Origin of the sequence: Prevotella aff. ruminicola Tc2-24, from assembly GCF_900110895.1 — a bacterium.
In the GTDB taxonomy this organism is placed as follows: Bacteria; Bacteroidota; Bacteroidia; order Bacteroidales; family Bacteroidaceae; genus Prevotella.
On the sequence record NZ_FOIQ01000002.1, the window covers coordinates 407,563 to 424,996 of the forward strand.

Annotated in this window: 13 protein-coding genes and 1 tRNA gene; 3 read left to right on the plus strand and 11 right to left on the minus strand. The window is 46.9% G+C overall.

From position 1 onward, the window contains the following. Positions 1-171: 171 nt before the first annotated feature. Complete coding sequence (locus tag BMY63_RS05940) at positions 172-2,748, minus strand: hypothetical protein (RefSeq protein ID WP_091900177.1); 2,577 nt, start codon at positions 2,746-2,748, stop codon at positions 172-174. Between the two features lie 178 nt (positions 2,749-2,926). Between BMY63_RS05940 and BMY63_RS05945 the strand changes: the two genes are divergently transcribed. Beyond that, positions 2,927-4,213 (plus strand): LruC domain-containing protein, encoded by a 1,287-nt coding sequence (locus BMY63_RS05945; protein WP_091915356.1) that lies wholly within the window; start codon positions 2,927-2,929, stop codon positions 4,211-4,213. Between the two features lie 6 nt (positions 4,214-4,219). Here BMY63_RS05945 and BMY63_RS05950 read toward each other — a convergent pair whose 3' ends face one another. Both BMY63_RS05950 and BMY63_RS05955 read right to left on the minus strand, forming a co-directional pair. Beyond that, a complete protein-coding gene (locus BMY63_RS05950) occupies positions 4,220-6,520 on the minus strand; it encodes a DUF4842 domain-containing protein (RefSeq protein WP_143065736.1) in 2,301 nt (766 codons plus the stop codon). Between the two features lie 18 nt (positions 6,521-6,538). Further along, positions 6,539-6,615 (minus strand) — tRNA-Ile (locus BMY63_RS05955). A gap of 99 nt (positions 6,616-6,714) precedes the next feature. Here BMY63_RS05955 and ribF point away from each other — a divergent pair. Both ribF and BMY63_RS05965 read left to right on the plus strand, forming a co-directional pair. Next, positions 6,715-7,662, plus strand: coding sequence for a riboflavin biosynthesis protein RibF (ribF, locus tag BMY63_RS05960; RefSeq protein ID WP_091915360.1), 948 nt, complete (start codon positions 6,715-6,717; stop codon positions 7,660-7,662). A gap of 9 nt (positions 7,663-7,671) precedes the next feature. After that, the gene (locus BMY63_RS05965) at positions 7,672-8,433 is read left to right on the plus strand and encodes a CPBP family intramembrane glutamic endopeptidase (protein ID WP_091915362.1); all 762 of its coding nucleotides are present in this window, start codon (positions 7,672-7,674) and stop codon (positions 8,431-8,433) included. A 157-nt stretch (positions 8,434-8,590) separates the two neighbouring features. On the opposite strand, the gene BMY63_RS05970 is transcribed toward BMY63_RS05965, so the two are convergent. The 8 genes from BMY63_RS05970 to BMY63_RS06005 all read right to left on the minus strand — a co-directional run bounded on the left by BMY63_RS05970 (position 8,591) and on the right by BMY63_RS06005 (position 17,364). Then, positions 8,591-9,070, minus strand: coding sequence for a hypothetical protein (locus tag BMY63_RS05970; protein WP_091900172.1), 480 nt, complete (start codon positions 9,068-9,070; stop codon positions 8,591-8,593). Then, the gene (locus tag BMY63_RS05975) at positions 9,060-9,578 is read right to left on the minus strand and encodes an RNA polymerase sigma factor (RefSeq protein ID WP_091900171.1); all 519 of its coding nucleotides are present in this window, start codon (positions 9,576-9,578) and stop codon (positions 9,060-9,062) included. Before BMY63_RS05975 ends, BMY63_RS05970 begins: the two co-directional genes overlap by 11 nt. Before the next feature lie 117 nt (positions 9,579-9,695). Continuing rightward, complete coding sequence (gene argB, locus BMY63_RS05980) at positions 9,696-10,487, minus strand: acetylglutamate kinase (protein ID WP_091900170.1); 792 nt, start codon at positions 10,485-10,487, stop codon at positions 9,696-9,698. Between the two features lie 15 nt (positions 10,488-10,502). Next, positions 10,503-12,395: a biosynthetic arginine decarboxylase gene (gene speA / locus BMY63_RS05985; RefSeq protein ID WP_091900169.1), complete on the minus strand. Its 1,893-nt coding sequence runs from the start codon at positions 12,393-12,395 to the stop codon at positions 10,503-10,505. Positions 12,396-12,430: 35 nt separating this feature from the next. After that, complete coding sequence (locus BMY63_RS05990) at positions 12,431-12,958, minus strand: shikimate kinase (RefSeq protein ID WP_091900168.1); 528 nt, start codon at positions 12,956-12,958, stop codon at positions 12,431-12,433. A 1-nt stretch (position 12,959) separates the two neighbouring features. Beyond that, on the minus strand, positions 12,960-15,272 hold the full coding sequence (gene topA, locus BMY63_RS05995) for a type I DNA topoisomerase (RefSeq protein ID WP_091900167.1): 2,313 nt from the start codon (positions 15,270-15,272) through the stop codon (positions 12,960-12,962). 88 nt (positions 15,273-15,360) lie between these two features. Beyond that, positions 15,361-15,891 carry an NUDIX domain-containing protein gene (locus BMY63_RS06000; protein WP_091900166.1) on the minus strand — a complete coding sequence of 177 codons (531 nt, stop codon included), beginning with the start codon at positions 15,889-15,891 and terminating at the stop codon, positions 15,361-15,363. Positions 15,892-15,912: 21 nt separating this feature from the next. Beyond that, entirely contained in the window at positions 15,913-17,364 is a 1,452-nt protein-coding gene (locus BMY63_RS06005; protein ID WP_091900165.1) for a sialate O-acetylesterase, read from the minus strand. Positions 17,365-17,434: the final 70 nt, after the last annotated feature.

Consider the following 17,434-nt stretch of genomic DNA (forward strand, 5'->3'; position numbering starts at 1 on the left):
AAAAGCTGCTTAAAAAAAGTTAAAGTGCACGCAAACAGTAAGAGTCTGAAACATTTTGTATAGAAAATGATCATTTTAAAAAAGTTTGTACTTTGAAAGGAAAAGAAGAGGGCATCTGCTCCCGCAGACACCCCTTCACATGCAATTAATGTATTTGATTTAATGGATTGATTATTTACGGATGATGGTGATGCTGTTCAGCGTACAGTACATTCCGCGCAGTGAGATGGTCTGCGAGTTGTTGACTGCATTGTTCAGACGCGCAGCTGCATCATCGTCGAGGGTTACCTCTAGTGAGACTGCCACAGGATTTCCTTGAGCGTCGGTCTGCGCCTCAGGGAACTTGCTGTCAAGGAAATATGGCTCGGCATTATTGACAACTAGCGTGATGTGTGGCTCTTCACCAGTGGTAGCACCGCTTGCCGCATTACCGTTAAAGCGTAGGCGGTCACCAGCCTTGAAGTCGTCGCCGGCATTCACGAGAGTGATGCCCTTTGTGCTCCACGCAGTAAACGTCTGTCCGGCGTTCCATAGCGTTTCCTCTATAATTGTAGATGTGCTGGTTACTGTTGTAACAACTGTACCCTTCGGGTCATTATCAGTGCCATGCAGTTTGGAGTAGAGGTAATACGAGTCAGTAGCGCCTAGCCAGAATTTCGTTGAACCATTGTTCACCCAGTCCTTGAAAGTCTTATAACCTAGTCCTATGTTCTTTCGCTCTGTGGGCCATTGTGGATCAGCAACATCACCCTTCGGAATCATGAATTTGTGAGGCGGCTGCCCAGGGACGGACTCCAGAGTCTTATACCTAGCCGACTGATAGGTCTGGCTGTCACCTTCGTAGTCGACGACCACAGGGATATCGATGATCCTGGTGTAGACGTGGTTAAGCGTCAGAGGGACAGGGTCTTTTACGATGAAATCACCGAAGGCAGTAGAGTTGTTATCGCGGGTGTTCACCATTGTTACCTTACTTACATCACTACCGAACGCACTGTGGACATCAATGTTGTCGACAGTGATGTTATAGGTACCACCGGCAGCGAGCAGTACAACCTCGTTCTCATAGTAGGTCTTGTTCACTTTCCGAACGGCTGTGCCGGTAGGCTTGCCATCTGCATAGGTGGTCGTGTAAGTTACTTCCTCTACCTTGATTACCTTTGCATCGAAGACCACATCGTTGAAGTCGAGATCCTCACGGGTGGCCTGTCCTAGATCCTCACAGAACACGCGTCCCGACTCAATGATAGTCCGCTCCACCTTATTCTCTACGCCGTATGTGATGACGGGACCGCAGCCGCATAGACCAGTAGGTAATGCTGGAGCGGCCTTGTTTGCCTTGTTTTTACCAGCGATGTAGACATCATTAATGGTGAATCCCAAGAAGAACTGGTAATTGGCATTGCCATAGCCATCTTCCCAGAATGCGAAATGACTGCTTGTAGCAATAACGTTCAGCTTGGCGCCGTACTCGATGAACTTCTGGTAGTTGTTGTTACTGCCTTGGGCGATGACCTTGGCTTGGAATGTAGCACGACTATTACCAGAGGTCGGACCATAGATGCCGTTCTGGTAGGTGTTGTTATATTGGTAGTAACCTATCTGCTGGATATTCATTGTGGCTGTCTCGGTAACCTTGAACAGGGAATTTGCACCCATGTCGATCTTTACGTCACCATTACCATTCAGGTTGCCCATGGTTGCTCCAGCATAGAAGTACTTACATTCTGTATAGGCATTGGCATCCATCTTGAAGGAGTTGGCACCACCGCCGTTGTTAATACAGAATTTGTTCTTCGAGATCAGTTTACAATTGTTGATAACGTTTGGGCTACCATCCTGATAGTACCAATCACCCGTGGTATAGCTGTCATTGTTCACCCATGTGTTGTTGGTACTATTAATCATCGTATAGCCTTTGACAACTGTCGGACCGTTATTCTGGAAATGACTGCTACCTTGAGTTTTTAGGTTGCCGCCCACGTTCAGTGTTCCGTCGTTGACAACATGACCTCCGGCGTTTTCGATGGTCAAGTCGCCCGTTGTAGTGACAGAATTTTGGTTATATAGTAATGAGTTGTTCGCTAATTGAATCCAACTTCCCGTAACCGTTCCTTTATTATATACGGTGGCACTATTAAGTTGCAGTTTCTTCGAGGTCGATCCCTTGAGCGTTCCACCTTCAGCCACATAGACGGTAACGTTTGTACCGATTGAATATTCCTTGTCAAAGGCAAGGGTGGCTCCTTTGGTCACGTAGATGACACTTCTTCCTTTGAGGTATAAGTTTGTTGGCTTGACGGTACCTTTAATGTATAATGTGGTATTCTGAACCCTTCCGAAGTCCATATTGTAGTTAACGTTTCCATCAACCCAATAAGCTGTGTTGCTCTGAACCCTGTTGTATACATCGCCACCGAAGCTACCTAGGTAGGTTACTCCTGATGGGACACTAGATTTATAGGCACTTGAGCTAGGCGCAGAAGGGAAGGTGTGCGTACAGTTAACAGTTCGGGTAGAAGCCTGCTCTTCAACCTCCTCGACGGCCTCTTCAGGCACCTCTGTAGAGAATCCCCAGTTCTGGTTCGGGCTAATCTCGCCAAAGACCTCCCGGAAAACTTTCTCGTATTCTTGTGTTTTCTTCACGGAAATTGGAACATACTCTACATCATCCTTCGCGCAACTGGCGATAATACCTCCAATGATGAGGGCTAACGATGCTCCTTTAATAATCAAATACTTTTTCATTGCAAAACTAATTAATAGACGGTTACGTAACTTGACAAACTAATCGATTAGGCTGCAAATATAATTAAAAAATCCCCAAGTTGTATCAAAATGTTTGTTAAAATCTGTAAAACATCTCCTTCAAAAGGGATCGTATTCGATAATTTTTGTAATTTTGCCCAAAACGAAAAAGAGGGTAATGAAACAAGTTACGTGGATATCATTGGTTGCATTCTGTGCCATGGTTTTAACAGGCGTGTCCTGTCATCGGGATGTGTTCGACGAGGAGAGATATGAGGAATTGCTTGACAGTGTCTGTCCTGTAGACTCCATAGACAAGGATCATAGTTGGGTGTTGACAACAGCGAAGGATTTACTTATCATGGTCCCAGAAGGTATGAACGCGGAGAAGGTGCAGATACTGACAGCGAACCCCCGCCAAAGCGGTGATGCCAAACTGGTGGGACAGGTATATGTTACCGATGGAGAGAAAAGGATGATCAGTATCTCCTATCCAAGTACGCTTGCCACCCTTTATGCTGCCCTCATTGACCAGAATGGAAAGTATACGTTGGAGGTTTTTTCTCCGGATGAACAGGGTGTCATTACTTTCAGTAATCCCATTCTTAAAGGTGATGGTATCTCGTATGAACCACAGCCACAGGTATATACATATTGTTTTGAGGAAGAGTATCCTAAACCTGGTGATTATGACTATAACGATGTGGTTATGCGTATCTCGCAGGAGCGGACTGGCAAGATGGAGATGCGCTACCATGTGACACTAGCTGCCGTGGGTGCTAGTAAGCAGGTGGGAGCCTGTCTACGTTTGGTGGATGTGAAGTATGACGATATTGAGAGCGTGTCGACAGTGAATAATATATCGTTCAACGTTACCAATGGTAAGACGATTTCCGACCAGATGATGTATGTGCTGACAGACAAGTCGCTTTTTGCGAAAGGGCGGCATGATGAGGCTGTACTTAATCTCTTTGTGGATGCCCATTGGGCAACAGGCGAAGAGTTAGACGACAACTTTGGGATGATTGGACGGAAGAAGTACAATGTGACGAAAAACACGGGTGGTACAGGTCAAATGATGGTCCCTCGTGAGATAACCTATGTTGTAACATTTAAAGATGAAAAGCTACTGAACAGGTTGTCGCTCGACCAACTAGATCCTTTTATCGTAGAAGAGTTCAACGGCGGGCGTTGGGAGGTGCATATGTATGAGTACCGAAATGCCCAGGTGCTCTATCCTTATACAGGTGCGAAGATCGCTAAATTACCGTGGGCCTTTAGAATTCCGTCGGGTACATTCCGCTGGCCTCTTGAAGGCGTGAACATTGGTTTTATTATTAACGGAAGTATTCTTTTCGGAGCCTATGCCACCGAGGGACATTCGTTCGGAGAGTGGGCGATGGACCGTAACAGATTCCTGGACTGGTATCTTGACAAATACGCAACCCCTACCCGGGTTTTCTAATCTCTTTTATTCCCAGACGACGGTTCTGTTGACGGCGGCGTTGGTGCTGTCGTACCAATCGACGTTACTTTGCATGTTGGCACCCCAGTTGCTGAACTGCGGATAAGCAATGCCGATATTTGTGCCCTCGATAGGCCAGAACCAACGACTCCTGACATCACCGTTGATGACGATAAATAATGGTGCTTCGCCAGATCTGACATCTGGTTTTAGGAGTGTTACCTTGCCGTTAGTATCCTCGGTCTGTATGGAAAAAGGCAGTTGGTCGATTCTATTGTCGGCAGCGTTGAATGTAATTGTTCCAAACTTACGAAACACACGTGGTACATCGGTCACGTTAATAGGTGTCGTGACGGCCGTTCCGATGGTGGCATGTATCTCATTGCCAAACACCTCGTTGTTGTATAGCACGTTGGTCTTGATGGTGTTGCCCACGCACATAATCTGAACGGTGGATGTATAGGTGTTATCACCGTTGTCGATAGGTGTATTGACACGTAGCACGAGATCATTAAAATCGTAGTCTTTTGTCTTGTCTTCTAACGTTTCGAAGGCATAGTACACACAGTTGTTGGAAGGTGTGGTTACACTTTCCTTCCGGAATCTGGCGATTCCCGTATAGGTATAGGAGGGTGATGTACTGTAGAGGCATGTTTGTCGGAGACTTTCCACACCTGAGGCATGCGGTGCCAGTTCTTTATTCCATTCGAAATTGTTTTTGTCGTTGTTATCGGTTGTCCATTGATAGTTTTCAGTGTTAAGGATTCGTCCTTCATAGCCATTGAACCAATGGTAGAGCATATACAAATTATAGAAACCGGAGAAGGAGGTTTGCAGTTTGCCAGTACCGATGCCTTTGATGGAACTATCCCAAATGTTCATTGCACCATTGTCGAACACGGTCGGGAATTTCTGTGGTGTGATAAGTTCCACATGATCAAGCATATATGTTCCGGGTTGACCGTCGGTGGTTGTGCAATAACTGCAGCCTGAAATCTTGAAGATTGCATTGCTTTGATAGTTGTCACCAGTGGGTCCCCATACTCCAAAATTGTTGATGCTCACATCGCCTAGACAATTCAGATAGGCTGCATTGCCCATATAGAGAACTTTATCACCGTTGCTGCTGCCATTGAGGGTTAGAGCATCACATTCGGTATAGCTCCCGTCATCCATCAGGGAGCTACTGCTCAACTGCAACGGACCGTTAACTTTTAGGTAGCCACCATTCTGGATGGCTAGATTATTACCATTGAACTGTGTAAGGTAGGTATAGCCTCGGTTGATAAGATTGCCATTCTGACCGTTAGCATCAATTGAAGAGGTTATACTTGTGGTTGTGATAATTGGATTACCGATGGTGCCGATATTATACAGAAGACCGCCAGAGAGAAGGAGGTTATTGACCATGATCGTTCCCCCATTATAGTGGTACTCGCTCTCGTTGTCGGTGAACTCGACGCTTCCTTCTCCACTGATTTTTCCACCGGGTAGGACATAGATAGCACCCGACTTGCTGTTACTGCCGAGTGATTTCGTAGTGAGCTTATAGTCTTTTGGAATAACCACTTCACCTCCATCGCCGATGATAAGTACGTTGCCGTTGGAGATCTGTTGGTTCATGCTTAGCGTCCACTGACTGGTGACGTAGAGCGACTGTCCCTCATAGAGGGCCAGGTTGGGAATGAAACCCGTGTAATCGGAGCTGAGTCTCATGTGCATCGCCTCTCCATTTGCTTGGTCCATGACATCGGTAACCTCCGGCAATGTACCAGTGATATAGTGCGTCAGATTGGGTCTTTCCTTTTCCGTAATGCTCCACCTGTTGCCGCCGATTGGAATGATGTTGGTCGTCGTGTCGGGAATCTTTCCCGTGAAGGTCAATTCTGTATCTGTGGTGCTTATAGGGAACGGCCGACAGACGGCATGTCCGTCACTGTCATAACAGGCGGCATAGAATAATCCTGTATTGGCGGGTTTGGTAACATAGATGGTCTTTGATGTTCCGGATTTTACCTTAGCCATGCCGATATAAAGAGCCTTTGTGTCGTAAAGTGGTGGTGTCTGAAAGATATAGACGGTATAGTCAGCGGTGTTACCGAAGTCGACAATAATCTTCACAGGCACGCTGACAACGGTACTCCACGTCTGATGGGTATCAATCGCCTTGCCACCCATAACGAATGTTCTGAAATTCTCAGTGAATTCCTCGTCTCCTGATAATCCGGATTCTTTTGAGCACCCAGTTGCCATCAGACATAAGAAAGCGGCAACCCCACATTTTATCCACTCCTTTTTTTTCATCATAAAATGCTCGGCTTAGAATGGTGGACCAGCCAGGGCTTGAACCTGGGACCTCCAGATTATGAGTCTGTTGCTCTAACCAACTGAGCTACAAGTCCGGGATTTGGGTTGCAAAGTTACAAGAAATTCATGAAATATCCAAATAAAAACGGGCTTTTTACTCGAAATTCTGTAATTATTCGTAACTTTGCACTCCGATGAAGACGATTTGGTTGAACCAGGAAGAAAAGATTCTCTCTCCCACCGTGGCGACAGTCGGGGTGTTCGATGGTGTGCACCGTGGGCACCAACAGTTAATTGGGCTGGTGGTTGAGAAAGCGCGGACACAGAGTCTCACTTCTGTGGTGATAACCTTCGACCGTCAGCCACGACAAATATTGGATCCGACATTCCAACCGCAGGTGTTGACCACCCTAGATGAGAAGATAGCGGTGGTAGAGGGGCTTGGGGTAGACTATTTTGTCGTACTTCCTTTCACGAAAGAAACGGCCGCTTTGTCGGCACGTTCTTTTATGCAACAGATACTTCGTGATCAACTCTGTGTAGAAACGCTTATCACAGGCTATGATCACCGTTTTGGCAAGAATCGGTCGGAGGGTTTTGATGACTATGTTCGCTATGGTCGGGAACTTGGCATGCAGGTGTGTCGTGGCGAGGCTGTGTTGATGGATGGAGGCCAGCGGACGATCAGTTCATCGGTAATTCGAGACCTGTTGTTGGAGGGAAAGGTGGAACTGATGCCGTCGTGCCTGACACGACCTTATCAGTTGAGTGGCAAGGTGACACAGGGCGAACATATTGGTCGGTGTCTTGGTTTTCCTACAGCTAATCTTACGCTCGATGATCCCTGTAAACTGATTCCGGAAGCAGGTGTCTATGCCGTATGGGCAGCGCTGGAGGGTGATGGTCGGGTATGGGCAGCGATGATGAATATCGGAAAGCGCCCAACATTCAATGGTCAACGACAGACATTGGAGGTAAATCTCTTCGACTTCGAGGGTGACCTCTATGGCCAGACTCTCAGCGTGTCGTTCGTAATGCGTCTTCGTGCAGAACGTTTCTTCGATACACCAGAGGCTTTGAAAACTCAGTTGTTTGAGGATAGACGGATGGCAGAGACGGTGTTGGGCGTGAAAGAAAGATGAAAAAGAGATATGAAAAGAGCGTTATTATACTCACTCGTGTTCATAGCCATCAAGTTGGTGGCTGCTAATATGTTTCTTATGCTCTGGCGTCTGACAGGCGGTCAGGGACAGATGATGAGTACATCGTTTATGTTGGTGACCCTGACTGTAACGGATGTGCTGATTATCTGTATGTTCTTGTGGATGAGGTGGAGCGAGTTGTCTAGACATTGGGTGCGTACACGTCCGTGGAACGTTCTCTTTTGGTGTGTATTGGCAGCCTTGGGGGCTATCATCCCTTCTGTATGGCTACAGGAGCAAATGCCAGATTTGCCGAATATTGTGGAGGAACAGATGGGCATCATTATGAAGGAGCGATGGGGTTATGTGGTGGTTGGATTATTGGCTCCGTTAGGCGAAGAATTGGTGTTCCGTGGTGCAGTCCTAAGGGTTTTGCTTCGTGTGAGGGCTAACTCGTGGATAGCTATCGGTATCTCAGCCGTTCTTTTCGCACTGATTCACATGAATCCTGCACAGATGCCACATGCATTCCTGATCGGTCTGCTGTTAGGATGGATGTATTATCGTACAGATAGTATTGTTCCTGGAGTGGTCTATCATTGGGTGAATAATACGGTGGTGTACGTGGTCTACAATTTCTTTCCCGATCCGTCGCTGACACTTAACGATCTATTTGGTGATAACAGTCACACGGTCCAAATGGCATTGCTGTTCTCAATGTGTATTTTCCTTCCTTCGCTGTACCAACTGAATGAAAGACTTCGGAAATAGAATCTCGAAATGTTGAAATGGGCTGCTTCCAATAGTTCGGAGGCAGCCCATTTCATATCATTGGTATTAGGGAAAAAGATTTGAGAGAATGGGGAACTTCACAGTTTCCTTTTGTTTTAATAACTGATTATTTATATATAGAAAGCATAGAAAAATCTTATTCGTAATAACTTGCCGGCTCCGAGGCACTCACCTTTGTACTATCGCTTAGGTTCTCGGCTTGAATGGTGCCCAGTACGTTGACAGAATCGCCTTTCTGTTCATGGAATTTGGCATAGGCATCTTTTGGGTCATCCCAACCACGATCCCAAGGAGCCTGAGCAGCATTGCCGAGGGTCAGAATGATAGCTACGATGGCTGCAGCCTTAAACAACGGCATCAGACGACTTGTCAGACTGATGGTCTTGCTCTTGGGGGCTTCCTCGCCGATCATCTCCAGCATCTTCACATCGAAATCATCACCTAGAGGTTCTTCTTTCTGAAACTCGCAGGAAAAAAGAAACTGATACTTTCGGATGTTCTCCGGAAGGTCTGGCATCTCCTGACTGAAGAATGCACGCAGGATAGACTCCTCCTGCAGAGTGGTTTCACACTGCCAGTAACGTTCTAGTAATTGTTCGATATACTTATAGTCCATATTTTTCTGTATCTATATATTTTTGTCGAACGGTCTGACGAGCTCGGAAGATGTTAACCTTAACCTGTTCTTCACTGATGTCCATGATCGCTGCGATCTCTTTATAACTTTTCTCCTCGAATTCTCTCAGTTGCATGGCTGTGCGTTGCTTTTCCGGGAGTCTGTTAATGAGGCGTTGTATCAGAAGAATTTTATCTTGCTGCATGGCCTGTTCCTCAGGATTGGATGAGTGATGTGGATCTGGCGCGTCGTAATCTTCCTCTTCTAGAAATTGATTGAGATTTTCCATCTTGCGTCTTTTGTCGAGTGATAGATGTCGACAGATTGTCAGACAAAAAGCCTCGATTGATTCAATCTCATTCCATTGAGTGCGTCTATTCCAAACCTTAATCATGGTCTCCTGTACAATATCTTCTGCCTCTTCCGCGTTGAGAGTGATGCGAAAGGCAAGCCGGTAGAGCTCGTTCTTTAGCGGCAGGATATCATTTCGGAAACTAATCTTTTTCATCCTCTCTATAATAGAATGACGTTTGAAAACGGGAAAAGTTACAAATAAATAAGAGTTTTTTTACCATGGACACAAAGAGCAAAATTATGTTGTTTTTTATGTCCTTGGTGGCTTGGTTTATCTGATCGTTGTGCCAGAGGAACTGTCAATAGCTGTAGCAAGGGTGATGATTACCTCTTTCACACCGGCATCGATGGCGGAAAGTGCATTCTCAATCTTTGGCAGCATACCTCCGCTAACGGTCCCGTCGGCTTTATAGCGCTCGAAGTCCGCATGCGTGATGACAGGAATGACAGAATTATCGTCTTCAGGATTGCTGAGCACTCCCTTCTTCTCAAAACAAAAGATGAGTGTCACGTCGTAGTAAGACGCCAGAGCCTTGGCGGTCTCACTGGCAATTGTATCAGCATTGGTGTTTAGAATGTTCCCTTGCCCATCGTGGGTCAGTGGGGCCATGACTGGTGTGATGCCAACCTCAATCAGTCGACTAAGCATCTCACCATTAGCATGGTCAACATCGCCCACGAAGCCGAAATTGACGAGAGTAGAAACCCCGGAGATCGCAACTGGGGGGCGACGGTGACTACGGATGATATCCATATCGGCGCCAGTAAGGCCGATGGCATTCACTCCATTAGCCTGAAGACGGGCCACAAGATTCTTGTTGACAAGTCCCCCATACACCATGGTCACCACACTGAGCATGTCGGCATCGGTGACGCGGCGTCCACCTACCATCTTCGATTCAATGCCGAGAGCTTCTGCTACTTTTGTAGCCTTGCGGCCACCACCATGTACCAAAACTTTTTTCCCCTCAATTGTACAGAATTTCTTGAGCAATTGGGTGAGTTGGGCATCGTCCTCGACGATGGCACCACCTACTTTAACTATCGTGATTTTCTCTTTCACTTTTGTGTTTTTTCTTTATTCGAGATAAGTGTAACCATATAACCCAGAACGATAGTTACTCAGGAACTCCTTGCCTTCCTCAAGGGAAATCCTACCCTGTTTAACACTTTTGGCTACCCATACCTCCAACTGACGGACGAGTTTCTTGGGGTCGTATTGGACGTAGTCGAGCACCTCGGCCACGGTCTCACCATCGATGATTTGGTCGATATGATAGGAACCGTCTTTTTCAGAGATATGTACAGCATTTGTGTCACCGAACAGATTGTGCATGTCGCCTAGGATCTCCTGATAAGCGCCCACGAGGAAAACCCCCAGATAGTAAGATTCGTTCTTTCTGAGCGGATGAACAGGAAGGGAGTGCGAGTTATTGCGGTTGGTCACGAAGTTGGCTACCTTTCCGTCTGAGTCGCATGTGATATCTTGGATGGTTGCATTACGTGTAGGACGTTCGTCAAGACGCTGGATAGGCATGATGGGAAAAAGTTGGTCGATGGCCCATGAATCTGGCAAACTCTGGAACAGAGAAAAGTTACAGAAATATTTGTCGGCTAAGAGTTTGTCGATGTTCATCAACTCCTCTGGAATATGCTTTAGACCTTTTGTAAGGATATTGATTTCATGACACACGCTCCAATACATGGCCTCAATCTCGGCGCGAGTTTTCAGGTCGACGATGCCATGACTGAAAAGATCGAGCACTTCCTCGCGGATCTGTTCCGCATCATGCCAGTCTTCCAGCACATTCCGTGGTGAGAGGTTGTCCCATATATCATAGAGATCCTTCACTAACTGATGGCTCTCCTCATCGGGCTCGAACTCCTCGGGCATTTCTGGTAGGGAGGCTGTCTCTAGCACATCGATGACAAGTACGGAGTGGTGAGCTGCCAGGGAGCGTCCGCTCTCTGTGATGATATTCGGATGGGGAAGATTATTCTTGTTGGCAGCCTCTACAAAGGTATAAATACAGTCGTTGACATATTCCTGAATGGAGTAGTTAACGGAGCTTTCGCTCGAGGGTGAGCGAGTGCCGTCATAGTCGACGCCAAGACCACCGCCACAGTCAACAAAGTCAACGTTGTAGCCCATCTTATGCAATTGAATATAGAATTGTGAGGCCTCGCGGAGTGCTGTTTGGATACGACGAATCTTAGTAATTTGAGATCCGATATGGAAATGGATCAGACGCAGGCAGTCGCGCATGTCTTTCTTGTCCAATAGCTCAAGAGCTTCCAATAGTTCTGCACTTGTTAGGCCGAATTTGCTGGCATCACCGCCGCTTTCCTCCCACTTGCCGCTACCACTGGAGGCTAGTTTAATGCGGATGCCAATGTTAGGACGGACATTCAATTTTTTTGCCACTTTCGCGATGATCTCCAGTTCGTTAAGTTTTTCAACGACGATGAAGATTTTCTTACCCATCTTTTGTGCAAGCAGTGCTAGTTCGATATAGCTCTGGTCTTTATAGCCGTTACAGACGATTAGAGAATCGCTTTGGCACTGAACGGCGATAACGGCATGGAGCTCGGGCTTAGAACCTGCCTCAAGTCCTAAGTTGAACTTTTTGCCGTGTGAGATAATCTCCTCGACGACGGGCTGCATCTGATTCACCTTGATAGGATAGATGACGTAATTCTCTCCTTTGTACTCATACTCCTCGGCTGCCCTTTTGAAACAACTCCACGTCTTCTCGATTCGGTTGTCGAGGATGTCGGGGAAGCGGAGCAATACAGGCGGAGTGACGTCGCGCAGTGCGAGTTCGTCCATGACCTCGCGGATGTCAATCTGTGTCTTGTTTTTACACGGTGTGACATAGACATGACCTTTGTCGTTGATGCCGAAATAGGAAGTGCCCCAACCAGTGATGTTATAGAGCTCTTTCGAATCTTCAATCGTCCATTTCTTCATGACTTTTCAAATCGGTTTGTTAGGGTGATTAGGTGTTATAGAGAGAGCAACTCGCGAATTTTGGCGATGCTGATTTTGATTTTCTCATAATTGTCCATCAGACTGACATCCAGTGTGTAACGCGCCTTGTTGTAAAATATTTCCCGTTTCTCTAACTGTTCCCTGATGAAGGTAATGAGTTCCTCGGGACTCTTGCCTTTCAGCAACGGGCGTTCACCCTTGCTCATTAACAAATGTTTGTATAGTACCTCTGGTGTCGCTTTCAGGTATATTACCTGTCCTTGTTCGTTGAGGTAGTCCATGTTGTCGAAAAAACAAGGTGTTCCACCACCGCAACTGATGATTACATCCTCAAATTCTGCTATCTCATGGAGCATGTTATGCTCTATCAGACGGAATCCTTCCTCACCTTTCTCGGCAAAGATCTGGGTAACGGTCTTGCGCATACGGTTTTCGATATACCAATCGAGGTCATAGAAGACAATACCCAGTTCCTGTGAGAGCGCCTTGCCGATTGTGGTTTTCCCAGCTCCCATATAGCCGACGAGGATAATACGTGTCATGTCAACCTTTCTTTACAGGAGTCGCATGGATAACTTTCATGCACTCGTCGTAAGTAAGCTCTGCGACTTTCTCATGAAGGGACTTCGGCAGACGATAGTTCTTGCCGTCGTATACCAGATAGGGACCGTACCGACCGTTGAGGACCTCCAGTTTCGCGTCCTCGAGGAAAATCTTCAGATGCTTCTTATTGTCTTGCTGACGTTTCTCCTCAATTAGCGCGATAGCCTCATTGAGGGTGATGGTCATGGGGTCGGCTCCCTTGGGGAGTGACGTGTATTTTCTGTCGTGAAGGACGTAGGGACCGAAGCGACCGGCACCGATGGTGACAGGTTTTCCTTCAAATTCGCCCACCTCACGTGGTAACTTAAATAGATCGAGTGCTTCGTCGATAGTGATAGTCTCCATGCTTTGCTCTTTAGGTAACTGAGCAAACAGCGGTTTGTCCTTATCCTCAGCGGTACCTATCTGTACGACTGGTCCGAAACGGCCGATTTTTACGAATACGGGCCGATCGCTATTGGGATCAACGCCTAACAGACGCTCACCGGCCTTGTGTACATTACGGCTGTTCATGGTCTTCTCGACGGTAGGCTTGAAGTCGTTATAGAACGTGTGCATCATGTCTGTCCACTTCTCACCACCTTCAGCGATTCTATCGAAGTCCTGCTCCACCTTTGCAGTGAAGTTATAGTCCATAATATCCTTGAAGTTCTTCATCAAGAAGTCATTCACGACGATACCCACATCGGTGGGAATAAGTTTTCCTTTCTCTGAGCCAACCATCTCTTTACGAGTCTTCTGGTTGATTTGCTTCCCTTTCAGTTGGAAGAGAGAATAGCTGCGTTCCTCACCTTTCTTATCACCTTTCTGCACATATTCGCGCTGCTGGATTGTTGAGATGGTTGGGGCGTATGTTGACGGACGACCGATACCCAACTCTTCCATCTTGTGTACGAGGCTAGCCTCTGTGTATCGCTGTGGTCCCTGACTGAAGCGCTCTGTGGCGAGAATCTCGCGACGGACTAGTTCCTGTCCTTTCTTCAATGGGGGAAGGAGGTGTCCGAACTCGTCAATCTGCTCATCATCATCGGAAGATTCACGGTAGACCTTAAGGAATCCATCGAACTTCACCAGTTCACCCTGGGCAACAAACTGTTCGTCGCATCCGCTGACCTGAATGTTAATGGTGGTTTTTTCAATCTCTGCATCGGCCATCTGGCTGGCTATCGTGCGTTTCCAAATCAGTTCGTACAGTCGCTTCTCTTGTGCAGTTCCTTCTATCTCAGCCTGATCCATGTATGTTGGGCGGATGGCTTCGTGTGCCTCTTGTGCTCCCTTGGCGCTGGTGTGATACTGACGGGGCTTGCTATAGTTGCTGCCATATAGCTTAGCAATCTCCTCCTTGCTGGCACCGAGACAGAGATTCGAGAGATTGACAGAGTCAGTACGCATATAAGTGATACGTCCATTCTCATAAAGGTGTTGTGCTACCATCATCGTCTGACTGACCGTATAGCCGAGCTTACGGGCAGCCTCTTGCTGGAGGGTGGACGTGGTGAAAGGAGGCGCCGGTGTGCGCTTGACTGGTTTTTTTGTGATACTCTCTACGGTGAATGTAGCTTCCTTGCACTTCTCCAAGAAGGCCATCGCTTCGTTCTCTGTCTTAAATCGTGAACCCAATAGTGCCTTTACCTCTGTTGCCGAACCGTCGGGGTTGGTGACAGCAAAGATACCGTTCACACTATAATATATTTCACTCTTGAAGTTCTGAATCTCACGTTCACGCTCAACAATTAGTCGGACAGCCACGCTCTGCACGCGACCGGCAGAGAGAGCAGGCTTGACTTTCCTCCACAAGACGGGTGACAGTTTGAAGCCGACGATACGGTCAAGCACACGGCGTGCCTGTTGTGCGTTCACCAGGTTCATGTCCAGATGGCGAGGATGCTCAATGGCATCAAGAATAGCCGTTTTGGTGATTTCATGGAAGACAATGCGGTTGGTCTTCTGCTTGTCGAGCCCAAGCACCTCGCACAGATGCCATGAGATGGCTTCTCCCTCACGGTCCTCATCGGATGCGAGCCAGACCTTTTCGGCTTTGGCTGCTTTTGAACGCAGGTCGGCTACCAACTTGGTCTTTTCTTCGGGAATCTCGTATTCTGGCTCAAGCGTCTTATCATCGACGCTTAGTTCTTTTTTCTTCAAGTCGCGGATATGTCCATAGCTTGACATGACCTTAAAGTCCTTTCCGAGAAACTTCTCAATGGTCTTTGCCTTGGCTGGAGACTCCACGATCACTAAGTTTTTCTGCATACTTCGTCTTGTTTTTATTTCTTACGGGCTGCAAAAGTAAGCAAAAAACTTTCTCTCACCTTATTTATATATAGGATTTTTTGTTTTCTTAACAATTATCTTGTAGGAAGCGTTGAACGGCTTGACGGATAGAGAGTAGTCCAAAATGCCTAACATCCACATCATGAAGGGATAACCAAAGACATTCGGCTGCGTCGTCATCTGCTTGTGGCATGACGCTCTCGTATGTATGACAGATGAAGAACATATCGAGTGTGTGAATCTCCATGTCTGAGTAGGGGTATATGTTAGGAATGGAAAAAAGGTATTTTACGTTATCGGCATCGATTGTGAGACCCGTTTCCTCCTTGATTTCACGTACCATACCTTGTTCACCGGACTCTTCATTGTCAACAAAACCGCCTGGTAGGTCAAGTGTGCCCTTGGCTGGTTCTTTCCCACGACGGACGACCAACAGCTCGTTTTTTTCGTTTAGGATAAAAGCGGCTGTTGCCGAACTGGGGTTCTGGTAATAAGTGAACCCACATTTCGAGCAGTGTTTGCTTTTGAAATTGTGTTCCTTGAATAGCTCACTGCCACATTTTGGACAGTAATGAAAGATGTCTAATGGATGATTCATATTTCTAAGTAAACGATTACATTACCAATTGTCGGTACGGAACGGGAATAGGGGCAGGTTGGCCCCGTTTTTCATGTTACCGAGTTGGAAGTTCTTAAAACAGTAACGTACAGCTACGGGTTTTTTGACCTTAGGCGAGTATACCTTGATGGCCTCATCCCAGTAATTACCGCCAGGTTGCCAAAAGTGCTGGGCTTCGGCGGGGTAGAAGACCTTGTCCTCACCGGCAATCTCAAAACCTTTGATATCCTCAAAAGGTGCGTCGCTGTGGTAATTGTCCTGCAGATGGATATAGGCGGCACAGTCTTTGATGATCATGTCTTTGAACGTCGAACTCTTATAAAGTATTTTTTCAAAGCCATAGTCGCGGTTGAGCGCGGTATAGGCCAGTCGTTCACCCACCTGTTGCTTCTGAGCGGGATGAATCTGTGAGAATTCATAGGGGAAAACCAAATCGTTTGTGCAGACAAGAGAACTATTGGGGATCATCTGGCTGGCCTTGTGCTGCTGTTCACGCAACAAAGCACCGCTGGTGTCGTCGAGATCATCGTTATAGGCATAGGGAGCAATCTGAACAAAATAAAAGGGAATCTCTCCTAATCCAAATTGTGAACGCCATTGCTCAACGAGCAATGTCAGGCGCTCAGCATATTGATTACCAGAATCACCGACGTTTGAGCAGCCCTGGTAGAATAGGATACCTTTAATGGTATAGTTCAGGATGGGGTTGAAAGTACCGTTTCCCCAGAGCATGGAGCGGTGATAATCATACAATTCCCATTTCTTACAGATTGTAACGGAATCTGTCGGATCGTTGGTGTATTCCTGCAAGTTTTCTTTTGTTAGCCAACTTTCTACGCGCGTACCTCCTTTATTCGCTTCAATGATTCCGACGGGGATGTCCAGTGCCTGGTGTATGGTGCGAGCAAAAAAATAACCAGTGGCCGAGAAGTCACCGACGGTATTAGGAGAGCAGGTCTTCCACTCGCATAGAGCGTCATCCTGTGGCTCAGCACGCATCACGCTGGGAATTTTCACAGAACGTACTCCTCTGTGATTGACGGCATCAATGACTACTTGATTATAGTCTTTTACGGGGCATTGCCAAAATCCTTTTACCGGCATCTCCATGTTCGACTGTCCAGCACATACCCACACCTCACCGGCTACGACATTACTGACGGTTACCGGTTCTCCGTCATCGAATGTGATTGATAGTGGATCGTAACTTGCTTTTGGGGTCTTTACTTTTACGAGCCATCGCCCGTCTTTGTCAGCTTTGCTCATCGTTGTTGTGCAATCCCATGAAGTGGTAACCTTCACCGTCTTGCCGGGTTGAGTCCATCCCCAGAGACGAGCCTCGGTCTGCTGTTGTAGTACCATGTTATCACATATGATGTGAGGTAGTCTTACTTTGGCTTCTACGCCGAGTACTAGAACCGCGAGTGTTAAAGTCGAAAGGGTTTTCTTCATTGTTATCGTAGTTTTAAGTTCCGAGATGCAAAGATACAACTTCTTGGGGAGAGATGTTGTTGATTCGCGC

Coding starts and splice junctions, on each gene's coding strand:
- BMY63_RS05940 (WP_091900177.1), bottom strand. CDS start 2,748: ATGAAAAAGTATTTGATTATTAAAGGAGCATCGTTAGCCCTCATCATT.
- BMY63_RS05945 (WP_091915356.1), top strand. CDS start 2,927: ATGAAACAAGTTACGTGGATATCATTGGTTGCATTCTGTGCCATGGTT.
- BMY63_RS05950 (WP_143065736.1), bottom strand. CDS start 6,520: ATGATGAAAAAAAAGGAGTGGATAAAATGTGGGGTTGCCGCTTTCTTA.
- ribF (WP_091915360.1), top strand. CDS start 6,715: ATGAAGACGATTTGGTTGAACCAGGAAGAAAAGATTCTCTCTCCCACC.
- BMY63_RS05965 (WP_091915362.1), top strand. CDS start 7,672: ATGAAAAGAGCGTTATTATACTCACTCGTGTTCATAGCCATCAAGTTG.
- BMY63_RS05970 (WP_091900172.1), bottom strand. CDS start 9,070: ATGGACTATAAGTATATCGAACAATTACTAGAACGTTACTGGCAGTGT.
- BMY63_RS05975 (WP_091900171.1), bottom strand. CDS start 9,578: ATGAAAAAGATTAGTTTCCGAAATGATATCCTGCCGCTAAAGAACGAG.
- speA (WP_091900169.1), bottom strand. CDS start 12,395: ATGAAGAAATGGACGATTGAAGATTCGAAAGAGCTCTATAACATCACT.
- BMY63_RS05990 (WP_091900168.1), bottom strand. CDS start 12,958: ATGACACGTATTATCCTCGTCGGCTATATGGGAGCTGGGAAAACCACA.
- topA (WP_091900167.1), bottom strand. CDS start 15,272: ATGCAGAAAAACTTAGTGATCGTGGAGTCTCCAGCCAAGGCAAAGACC.
- BMY63_RS06000 (WP_091900166.1), bottom strand. CDS start 15,891: ATGAATCATCCATTAGACATCTTTCATTACTGTCCAAAATGTGGCAGT.
- BMY63_RS06005 (WP_091900165.1), bottom strand. CDS start 17,364: ATGAAGAAAACCCTTTCGACTTTAACACTCGCGGTTCTAGTACTCGGC.